The organism is Cognatishimia sp. (assembly GCF_964229375.1).
Classification (GTDB): Bacteria; Pseudomonadota; Alphaproteobacteria; order Rhodobacterales; family Rhodobacteraceae; genus Cognatishimia.
Window position 1 is genome coordinate 1 of sequence record NZ_CAXREH010000036.1, and the last position, 10,183, is coordinate 10,183.

General features: G+C 58.1%; 10 protein-coding genes. 3 read left to right on the plus strand and 7 right to left on the minus strand.

Annotation, left to right across the window (positions count from 1 at the left end; all coding sequences use genetic code 11):
- A partial coding sequence (locus tag ACEQWH_RS02715) for an acetyl-CoA carboxylase carboxyltransferase subunit beta (protein ID WP_370228085.1) occupies positions 1 to 603 on the plus strand: 603 nt, incomplete at its 5' end.
- 93 nt (positions 604 to 696) lie between these two features.
- Complete coding sequence (locus tag ACEQWH_RS02720) at positions 697 to 1,965, plus strand: folylpolyglutamate synthase/dihydrofolate synthase family protein (RefSeq protein ID WP_370228087.1); 1,269 nt, start codon at positions 697 to 699, stop codon at positions 1,963 to 1,965.
- 262 nt (positions 1,966 to 2,227) lie between these two features.
- On the opposite strand, the gene zapE is transcribed toward ACEQWH_RS02720, so the two are convergent.
- The gene (gene zapE, locus ACEQWH_RS02725; protein WP_370228089.1) at positions 2,228 to 3,304 is read right to left on the minus strand and encodes a cell division protein ZapE; all 1,077 of its coding nucleotides are present in this window, start codon (positions 3,302 to 3,304) and stop codon (positions 2,228 to 2,230) included.
- 197 nt (positions 3,305 to 3,501) lie between these two features.
- On the opposite strand from zapE, the gene ACEQWH_RS02730 reads away from it, so the two are divergent.
- On the plus strand, positions 3,502 to 4,734 hold the full coding sequence (locus ACEQWH_RS02730) for an MFS transporter (RefSeq protein WP_370228090.1): 1,233 nt from the start codon (positions 3,502 to 3,504) through the stop codon (positions 4,732 to 4,734).
- A gap of 45 nt (positions 4,735 to 4,779) precedes the next feature.
- On the opposite strand, the gene ACEQWH_RS02735 is transcribed toward ACEQWH_RS02730, so the two are convergent.
- From ACEQWH_RS02735 to fghA, 6 genes are all read right to left on the minus strand, one after another.
- A complete protein-coding gene (locus ACEQWH_RS02735) occupies positions 4,780 to 5,691 on the minus strand; it encodes an ornithine cyclodeaminase family protein (RefSeq protein ID WP_370228092.1) in 912 nt (303 codons plus the stop codon).
- Positions 5,688 to 6,308, minus strand: a complete 621-nt coding sequence (locus ACEQWH_RS02740) for an HAD family hydrolase (protein ID WP_370228094.1) — start codon at positions 6,306 to 6,308, stop codon at positions 5,688 to 5,690. Before ACEQWH_RS02740 ends, ACEQWH_RS02735 begins: the two co-directional genes overlap by 4 nt.
- Before the next feature lie 134 nt (positions 6,309 to 6,442).
- The gene (locus tag ACEQWH_RS02745) at positions 6,443 to 7,408 is read right to left on the minus strand and encodes a DMT family transporter (protein ID WP_370228096.1); all 966 of its coding nucleotides are present in this window, start codon (positions 7,406 to 7,408) and stop codon (positions 6,443 to 6,445) included.
- An 86-nt stretch (positions 7,409 to 7,494) separates the two neighbouring features.
- Positions 7,495 to 7,941, minus strand: coding sequence for a YaiI/YqxD family protein (locus ACEQWH_RS02750; RefSeq protein WP_370228098.1), 447 nt, complete (start codon positions 7,939 to 7,941; stop codon positions 7,495 to 7,497).
- On the minus strand, positions 7,938 to 9,380 hold the full coding sequence (sthA, locus tag ACEQWH_RS02755) for a Si-specific NAD(P)(+) transhydrogenase (RefSeq protein WP_370228100.1): 1,443 nt from the start codon (positions 9,378 to 9,380) through the stop codon (positions 7,938 to 7,940). Before sthA ends, ACEQWH_RS02750 begins: the two co-directional genes overlap by 4 nt.
- 20 nt (positions 9,381 to 9,400) lie before the next feature.
- A partial coding sequence (gene fghA / locus ACEQWH_RS02760) for an S-formylglutathione hydrolase (RefSeq protein WP_370228102.1) occupies positions 9,401 to 10,183 on the minus strand: 783 nt, incomplete at its 5' end.

The following is a 10,183-nucleotide window of genomic DNA, read 5'->3' on the forward strand; positions in this document are numbered from 1 at the left end:
GTAGCAGAAGGCGAAATCGGCCGCACGCCGATTGTTGCTGCTGCGCAGGACTTCTCTTTCATGGGCGGCTCGATGGGCATGTATGTGGGCAACGCAATCATTGCGGCCGCAGAACGCGCAGTCGAGATGAAGCGCCCGCTGGTCCTGTTTTCCGCCGCGGGTGGCGCGCGGATGCAAGAGGGTATCCTCAGCCTTATGCAGATGCCACGCACGACCGTCGCGCTGCAGATGCTGAAAGAAGAGGGTCTGCCCTATATCGTTGTTCTGACGCACCCCACCACCGGTGGCGTGACTGCGTCCTATGCGATGCTTGGCGACGTCCAGATTGCCGAGCCAAATGCGTTGATCGGCTTTGCAGGCGCGCGTGTGATCGAACAGACCATCCGCGAAAAACTGCCCGAAGGGTTCCAACGCGCGGAATACCTGCTGGATCATGGCATGCTGGATCGTGTCACCAAACGCACGGACATGCGTGAAGAACTGATTACGATCGTTCGGATGCTGATGGGGCAAACCCCTGCGGTAAAGGGCGACTTGCCCGCACCAACGGCGCCTGCCATCGAAGCACCGGCCGAGGAAAAAACCGAAGCGGCACAAGACTAGGCTGACGCAGAATCTGCACTTCAGGACGCGTCTGGTATTTTGCCGGGCGCGTTTTCTCGTTAGGGCAGGGACCACAGGTTCAAGGATATCATCATGACCCAGACTTCCGACGCAATCCTCGCCCGTATGATGGCGCTGCATCCCAAGATTATCGACCTGACCCTGGATCGGGTCTGGCGGCTGCTTGAAGCCTTGGGCAACCCGCAAGAGGATTTGCCGCCCGTCGTGCACATCGCGGGCACCAATGGCAAAGGGTCAACCCAGTCGATGATCCGCGCGGGTCTTGAGGGGATGAACAAAAGCGTTCATGCCTATACATCGCCGCATCTAGCGCGTTTTCATGAACGGATCCGGCTGGCTGGTACGCTCATCAGCGAAGATCACCTGACCGAGATACTGGACGAATGCTATGCCAAGAACGGCGGCATCGATATCACCTATTTCGAAATCACGACCTGCGCTGCGCTTTTGGCGTTTGCCCGCACGCCTGCTGATTTTACCTTGCTCGAAGTCGGTCTGGGTGGGCGATTGGATGCGACGAACGTCATCACCCCAGCGCTGTCGGTCATCACGCCCGTGTCGATTGACCACGAGCAATTCCTTGGCAACACGCTGGCCAAAATCGCGGCAGAAAAAGCCGGGATCATCAAGCGTGGCGTTCCCGTGGTCGTTGGGCCGCAACAGGACGAGGCGCTTGAGGTGATCGAAGCCAAAGCGCAGTCTCTGGGCGCGCCGGTATTGGCCTATGGGCAGCATTGGCATGTTTTCAAAGAGCGTGAGCGTTTGGTGTTTCAGGACGAAACAGGATTGCTGGACCTGCCATTGCCTGCCCTTTTGGGCGATCACCAGATCCAGAACGCAGGCGCAGCATTGGCGGCCCTGCGGTTCCTTGGTGCAGATGAGGCTGCCTGCGAAGCGGCGATGGTGAACGCCAGCTGGCCTGCGCGCATGCAGCGGCTGAAAACGGGCCCGTTGGTAGACAGTGCGGGCGCGGCAGAGCTTTGGCTTGATGGCGGGCATAACGCGGCGGCGGGCGAGGCATTGGCGACGCTGCTTGGCGCGCTGCCCAAGCGCGAAACGCATTTGATTTGCGGGATGCTGAACACCAAGGATGTTTCAGGCTATCTGCGCCCTCTGGCGACCCAAGCCGAGAGCCTGACAGCGGTGTCTATTCCCGGTGAAACCAGCACGCTCAGCGCCGAAGAGACGGCCGCAGCGGCGACGGACGTAGGCCTGCAAGCGCATGAAGCGGCCTCGGTGCAGGATGCGTTGAACCACATTCTTGCCTCTGCGCCCGAGGCGCGCGTGTTGATTTGTGGCTCGCTTTATTTGGCTGGAAACATTCTGCGGGAAAACGGCTAGGCGCAAAATTTTTTTGCCAGACTAAACCGTTGAAACGACTCGGAAAAACGAATCATCCATTGGTTGAACGCAAAAAACCGAATCGGGGACTATTGACCGATTCGCGCCACCCTGCGTATATTGGCTGCAAGTTGAGTTTTCTCAGTATTGGCAGAGGGATAGCGCAAGTCGAGCGGCGTGTATTCCCGACATGCAGGCAAGGCTGAAAACAGCAGAAAAGGGGATGCTTTTGCATCCCCTTTTTAATTTTCGCCCCCTGAGTCTAGTCTGATTCGCGACCCCAATCCGCGTCCTGCATTTCGCGCAGACGGCTGGCGGTGCGTTCAAATTCAAAGGATCCGGTTCCCTCGACGTACAGCATTTCAGGCTCTGCCGCGGCCGAGCAAATCAGGCGGACTTTGGCTTCATAAAGCGCATCTATCAGTGTGACGAAACGTTTCGCTTCGTTGAAGTTATGTCGGCTCAGGCGGGGGATGTTCTCGAGCACTAAAACCTTCACAGCCTCTGCGATGGCCAGATAGTCACCCGGGCCAAGCATCGCGCCGCACAGGTCAAAGAACGTTGCACGGCCAACCCCATTTCGGAATGCCGGAATTTCGACGCTGCGGCCCTTGACGCTCAGTACCAGAGGTTGCGCGCCGCCGCCGCTGAGATCGTCAAAAATCGCCCGCATCTTGTCGCGCGCTTCGCCTTTCGCCTCGACGAAATAGACCTGCTGGCCGGACAGACGGTTCTGGCGATAGTCGGTCGGGCTGACCATTTCATGCACCACCATCTGGGCTTTGAGAATATCAATAAACGGCAGGAAAAGCTGGCGATTGAGCCCGTCTTTGTAAAGATCGTCGGGAATGCGGTTAGAGGTCGTGACGACCGTCACGCCGCCTGCGATCAGCATGTCAAACAGACGTCCCACAATCATCGCATCCGTGATGTCAGTGATCTGCATCTCGTCAAAGGCCAGAACCCGCAGGGTGGATGTGACCTGCGCCGCGACCGGCGCAAGGGCGTCTTCGACCCCGTCCTGTCGGGCTTTGTGCATGCCTGCGTGAATTTCCTGCATGAACGCGTGAAAATGGACGCGACGCACGGCGATGTCGCGCGCCTCAAGCACTTCGACGAAGAGATCCATCACCATGGATTTGCCACGCCCAACCCCGCCCCAAAGGTAAAGCCCCTGCACGGCCTGCGGCTTGGCCTTGCGGAACCAGCTAGATTTCACTGGCTGGGACAGTGCGTCCAGAATGCGGTCAAATTCCACCAGCGCCGCCTGCTGCGCTGGATCGGCCGTCAGCACGCCCTCTGCGACGCGGGCGTTATAGGTGTCGTTCACGCTTTTCATGCCAAGTCCTTAGCGCGACACATCGCAAGTGAAAAGCGGCCTCGCGCCTTTGCACCCTTCACGGGCGGTAAAGAACGCGCGCATAAAGGTCAGTTATGCGTACCTATCATCACATAACGTGATGTCGCGCTCACATTTACTGAATTGACCAACACGCCCAAACCCACGCAGAGTTAACGCAGATAGGAGCGCCTTCCATGCAGACTCGCACACCCCTTTTTACACCGGTTCTGATTGCCGGTTGTCTGATCATTCTTGTGTCCTTTGCGATCCGTGCCAGTTTTGGGGTGTTTCAGATTCCGATTGCTGCGGAATTCAACTGGCCGCGCGCCGAGTTTTCTTTGGCGATCGCCATTCAAAACCTGGCCTGGGGCATCGGGCAGCCGATTTTTGGTGCCATCGCGGAAAAGATTGGCGACCGCAAAGCCATCATCATGGGCGCGATCCTCTATGCGATTGGCCTTGTTCTGTCGTCCATGGCCATGTCGCCGACCGCGCATCAGCTTTATGAGGTGCTGATTGGCTTTGGGATCGCAGGCACCGGGTTTGGCGTCATTCTGGCAGTTGTCGGACGCGCAAGCAGCGACGAAAACCGCTCGATGAGCCTTGCGATTGCGACGGCGGCTGGCAGCGCGGGGCAGGTCTTTGGAGCGCCAATCGCCGAATGGATGCTCAGCTTTATGAGCTGGCAAAACACCTTCCTGATCTTTGCCGCGGCGGTGTTGGCGGTTCTGGCCTTGTTGCCAATGATGCGGGCCCCTGCGGTGGACAAAGCGCAGATCGAAGAGAGCATGGGCGATATCCTGATGAAGGCCCTGAAAGACCCGTCTTATACTCTGATCTTTCTCGGTTTCTTCTCTTGTGGGTATCAGCTGGCGTTTATTACGGCGCATTTTCCGGCATTTGTCACCGAAGTCTGCGGCGCCATTGATCCGACGGGTGTGCTGTCGTCGCTGGGGATTAATTCGACCTCGCGTCTGGGGGCTGTTGCGATTTCTCTGATTGGCGCGGCCAATATCGCGGGGACGCTGTTTGCAGGGTACCTGGGCAATCGGTTCTCGAAGAAATACCTGCTTGCGGGGATCTATACGGGGCGGACGTTGATTGCCGCGGCGTTCATCATGACCCCGATGACGCCCGCGACAGTCATCGCCTTTTCGATTGCGATGGGGTCCCTTTGGCTGGCCACGGTGCCGCTGACCTCAGGGTTGATCGCGCATATCTATGGTCTGCGCTATATGGGGACGCTTTATGGGATCGTCTTCTTCAGCCACCAGCTGGGCAGCTTTATGGGCGTTTGGCTGGGTGGGCGCCTGTATGACGCCTATGGCAGCTATGAAGCGGTCTGGTGGATCGGTGTGGGGGTTGGCGCGTTTTCGGCCTTGGTCCACTTGCCCATCAACGAACGCCGCAAGGCGCAGGCGGCCTAGACCTTAAAACGCATGTCCAGCGGGTCGGCCCCAAGTGGGGCGACCTCAGCCGCCTTGAAACTGTTGCAGGATGTAGTGGCTGGTCATCAAATCCAAATGGGCGCCACCGCCGTTCTTAAACAGCGTGATATCGTCAGGTGACTGGCGCACCATAGCCTGAGGCTCATAGTGGCTTGCCAGAATATCACCGCGCGTCAGGGCACCACTGGACAAAGGCGCTTCGATTTCTCCGATGTGCCCGATCGTCGTGTCATAACTGTCCACGAACACGCGCGCCCGTTGCATCGCCGCATCGTCAGCCTCGCGCATGTCAGGGCGATAGGCCCCAATCAGATCCAGGTGCTGACCCGGCTGCAGCCAGGTGCCTTGAATAAAACTCTCGGTGCTCATGGTGGCGGATGTCACGATGTCGGCGGACTTGAAGGCCGCTTCAAGATCCTCGGCTACGGTGACATTTGGCAGGTCAGCGGCCATTGCAGCGGCATTGGCCAAGGTGCGGTTCCAGACGGTAAAGCGGGCATCCGGGAAGGCGGCGGAATAGGCGGCATGCAGGCTGCGCGCCACAACGCCAGCGCCCAGTATCAGGATCGATGAGCTGTCTGGCCTTGCCAGGCGGCGCGCGCCCAAAAGACTGTCGCCTGCGGTTTTCCATTTGGTGACCAGGTGGAAATCAACGATGGCCGCCAGATCGCCATGTGCGTCGTCAAACAGGCTGACAGAGCCGTGGATCATCGGGATGTTCGCTGTCGGATTATCAGGGAAGACAGTCGCGGCCTTGACCGCGACGCCCATGCCATCGATCCAGGCCTGACGAACCAGCAGCGTGTCTTTGCCGCGATAGAGGAAACTGTCGGAGATCTCGGCTTTCGGAAACATGTGCCCGGCCGCCAGAGCATCGGTCAGCCCGATCCAGTCTAGATTTTTCTCGCCGTCCTCAAAACTGATCAATTTGGTCATTTTGCCTCCTGCTGGGTTAGCAAACCTTCCGACACCAGACGATCTGCCCAGCCATGAGGGCCGTCAAACAGATGGGTCTGCCAGCCGCGCGCGCGTGCCATGGCAATATTGTCCTCGCGGTCATCGACAAACAACAGTCGGTCTGGCTCGATAGCGCTGTCTTCTTCGACGATCTCATAGATGCGATTGAACGGTTTGACGTGACCCAATTTGCCCGAGACGTAATAGCGGTCAAACTCTTTGAGCACGTCAAACACTTCAGAGGCGCGATCCCAGATGTCGTCGCCGAAATTTGACAGCACAAAGACCGGAATATCCTTGGCGCGTAGCGCCCGAAGCAGGCGCCAAGAGTGGTCGATTGCGGGCCCTGCAAGATCAAACCAATTGTCATGCCACAGCCGGATTTCGTCGCGCCATGCCGGGTTGTCCTCGGCAAAGGCATACACCCGATCCTTAAGTGGCGCGCCGAGGTCCACGTCGTTATTCATGTCGTGCAGATCCAGCTCGGCAAACATCTGTTGCCGTTTTTCTGGCCCGATCAAACGATCATAGGCGCGCTCTGGCTGCCACTCGATCAGAACATTTCCAACATCAAATACAACGGCATCAACGGTCACGGGCAAAGTCCTTTGGGGCTAGAGTTGGCCTGACAGAACCAAGCGCGCGCCAAACTTGCAAGGGCTAATACGGGGCATGTGCGGCGTTACGCAAAATACGTCCGCGCGAGGTCGCCCAATCGCGCAATTGGCCGTTATTGCGGGCGTGGCGGCTGTCGGTCCGGTGCCTGCGCCGCAAGGCTTTCGCGCCAGACCACAAAGAGACCAGCGCCCACGATAAGCGTCATGCCCACCCAGGAATTCAGGCTTGGCCAATCCCCAAAGATCAAAACGCCAAACAACACGCCCATCGGCAGGGCCGCGTATTCCAGCGGCGCGACCAGACTTGCTTCGCCCAGACGATAGGCCTGACTGACAAAGTAATTTGACCCCGCCGTCGCGACGCCGATCACCATAAACAGCGGCAGATCCGCCGCAACGGGCCAAACCCAAGGGCGCAGAAGAAAGGCAAACAACGTACCGCCCTGTCCGTCCAGCTGCCCCGCGCCAAAGGCGATGCCCATAGCGCCCATGATGACAAAGAAAGAGATCTGCAAATAAAACGACATCGTCGTCGCCGAGACGGCATCCCCAATGGCACGCGTCATGACCTGCAAAACCGCGTAACAAGCCGCCGCGATCAACGGCAGGATCAGAGCGATCTGAAACCCGTCGCCACCGGGTCGTAGCATGATCAGCACGCCCAAAAGACCAATACCAACCGCAGACCAGCGCCGCGGTCCGGCCTTTTCGCCCAGAAACAGGACCGACATCGCAAGGATCAGTAAAGGGCAGATAAAAAAGACGCCGACCGTATCGGCAATCGGCAGCACCGCGATGCCCAAAAAGAAAAACAGGTTTGCCAAGACCATCAACAGGCCCCGCAGCACCAGAACACCGCGACGGCTGCCCCGCAGGCTCAGTTTTTGGCCTTCTAGTCGGGACAGGATGAACACGATGACCGCCATCGCAAGGATCGAGCGCAGAAACATCAGTTGAGGCAAGGCAAAATCGCCGCTCATGAATTTGACGGTCGCGTCATTGATCGAAAAGCACAGCGATGACGTGATCGCAGCAATCGCTCCCAATGAGTTTCTGGACATATGTGCAAGCGCGGTCATGTGGGCCTCCTTCCTGTCCAGTCAAACACGGAGGCATGCGTGTAGGCTTGGTTAGAAACGACACAAGGGGCTGTTTGCGGCAGCTATCACTTGGCTGCGCGCAAAGCCCGTTCCAGACTGTCCAGAAACCGGCTTCGGTCAGCTTTGGTAAAGCCCTTGCCGCCGCCTTGCCGAAAGGGGTCTGCCGCACGCAGGTCGGCCATCAGATCGCGCATCGCCAGCGCTTCTTTGACGTTGCGCTCCGTCAGGAATTCGCCGTTGTGTTTCAGCACTGTTGCGCCTGCTTCAACCACTTTGGCAGCTAGGGGAATGTCTCCGGTCACCACCACGTCGCCGGGTCCGGCGCGATCTGCGATCCACATGTCTGCGACATCCGGGCCTTCGGGGACTATGACATTTTCGACCAGCGGGTTGGCCGAGGGCCGCAACCCGCCATTTGAGACAACAAAGACCTGTACCTTGTGCCGCGTCGCAACGCGTTCAACCTCGGATTTCACCGGGCAGGCATCTGCATCCACATAGATCTTGGTCACGATTTGGCTTTCGGGCTCTTTTTCTTCGCGACTTTGAACTCTTCGGGGATAGGCATCCGGTTAAAGGCATCCAGCCCGGCAATCCGGTAGGCTTCTGCGAGGGTTGGATAGTTGAAGGTGTTTTCAACGAAATAATCTACGGTGCCCTTCAGGTTCAGCACCGCCTGCGCGATGTGGATCAGCTCGGTTGCGCCTTCGCCAACGATCTGAACACCCAAAACACGGCGGGTTTTGAGGCTGATCAGCATTTTCAACATGCCCTGTTCCAGCCCCATGATGTGTCCACGCGAAGTTTCCCGAAACCGCGCGATACCCACCTCGTAGGGGATCTTGCGCTCCTGAAGCTCTTCTTCGGACATGCCACAGGTCGAGATTTCGGGCACGGAATAGATGCCATAGGGGAACCAAGGGCTTTCCGGCAACGTCGGAGTTTCCAGCGCATGACAGGCCGCCACACGCCCTTGTTGCATCGATGTTGAGGCCAGACTTGGGTGGCCGATAACATCGCCCGCCGCATAGATATGGCCGATCTTGGTTTGATAGGTTTTCCGGTCCACAGAGATCCGGCCGCGATGGTCCGTTTCCAACCCGACCGCGGCAAGGTTCAACCGATCGGTGGCGCCCATGCGACCGGCTGCAAACAACAGCATTTCCGCGCGCACGTGGCGTCCGTTGTCCAAGCTGACTTCGATGTGCTCACCCATGTCCTCGACCTTTTCAATCGAAGAGCCAAGCCGCAAATCCAGACCGTTTTCGCGAATTTCATGGGTGAATTCGGCAATCACGCCGTTGTCGATGAAATCCAGAAAGCTGTCGCGCGGCTCGATCAGAGTCACATTTACATCAAGCGCGGCAAACATGGTTGCGTATTCAACGCCGATGACGCCAGCCCCCACGACGACCAGCGAACGAGGGATACGGGCCATTTCCAGGAATTCGTCGCTGTCCAGAATGGTCTCGCCATTGAACGGGATCGTATCTGGCCGGAAGGTTTTGGTGCCGGTCGAAATCAGGAACTTCTCGCCGGTGATGCGGGTGGTTTCGCCGCCGTCGATTGCGACTTCGATTTCATTTGGGCCAACGAAACTTGCGATGCCGTTCAGGGTGTCCACATGGTTCCGGTTGAACTGATGCTCCAGAACGTCGACTTCATAGTCCAACGTCATATGCAGCCGTGCCTTCAGATCTTCGGCGCGGATCTGGTCTTTGACACGGTAGGCGCGCCCGTAAAAGCTCCGCTCGCGCCAGCCTGACAGGTTCAGCACGGTCTCGCGCAGGGTTTTGGAGGGGATCGTCCCTGTGTGAACCGAGACACCCCCGAGCTTGTCTTGACGATCAACAACCAGAACACGCCGCTTCAGCTTGCCTGCTTGGATGGCGGCAGCACGGCCAGATGGCCCCGAGCCGATGACGATCAGATCAAAATCAAATTCACTCACGAGGGATCTCCAATCCGGAACTAGTCTTTGTACAGGGCGTCTGCGTGGAAGCTGATGTGGTCTTCCATGAAGGTCGCCACAAAGAAATAGCTGTGGTCATAGCCGTTCCGCAGGCGCAACGTTGCCTCTTGGCGGCGTTCCGCGACGGCCGCGGCCAAGGTTTCAGGGCGCAGCAGATCAATGAACTGATCCTCGGTGCCTGTGTCAACAAGCACCGGCCCGTCAAAGCCCACGCTGCGCATCAGGGCCGAGGCGTCATGCGCGGCCCAGAGGTTTTCATCATCGCCAAGATAGGCCGCAAGCTGTTTGCGACCCCAGTCCGCACCCGTAGGATTGCAAATCGGGGCAAAGGCCGACACGGATTTAAACCGGCCCGGCAAGGACATCGCGAGGGTCAGAGCCCCATGGCCGCCCATAGAGTGGCCGGTTATGGCCTGACGCTCGAGGTCCAGTGGAAAGGCGTTGCCAAGAAACTCGGGCAGCTCTTCGGCGATATAGTCCCACATCTGAAAATGCGTGGCCCAAGGTGCTTGCGTCGCGTTCACATAGAACCCCGCGCCTTGACCCAGATCATAGGCCTCGTCATCCGCAACGCCTTCGCCACGTGGAGAGGTGTCTGGAAAGACCAAAGCAATACCCTGTTCCGCAGCCCAAGCCTGCGCACCCGCTTTCACCATCGCGTTCTCATGGGTGCAGGTCAGGCCCGAGAGATACCAAAGAACAGGCACCGGCCCGTCTTTCGCCTCGGCAGGCAGGAACAGCCCAAAGGTCATATCGCAATGACAGCTTTCAGACGCGTGCTT

Bases quoted from the DNA above. Each gene is read 5' to 3' on its own strand.
- ACEQWH_RS02720 (WP_370228087.1), top strand. From the start codon at position 697: ATGACCCAGACTTCCGACGCAATCCTCGCCCGTATGATGGCGCTGCAT.
- ACEQWH_RS02730 (WP_370228090.1), top strand. From the start codon at position 3,502: ATGCAGACTCGCACACCCCTTTTTACACCGGTTCTGATTGCCGGTTGT.
- ACEQWH_RS02735 (WP_370228092.1), bottom strand. From the start codon at position 5,691: ATGACCAAATTGATCAGTTTTGAGGACGGCGAGAAAAATCTAGACTGG.
- zapE (WP_370228089.1), bottom strand. From the start codon at position 3,304: ATGAAAAGCGTGAACGACACCTATAACGCCCGCGTCGCAGAGGGCGTG.
- ACEQWH_RS02745 (WP_370228096.1), bottom strand. From the start codon at position 7,408: ATGACCGCGCTTGCACATATGTCCAGAAACTCATTGGGAGCGATTGCT.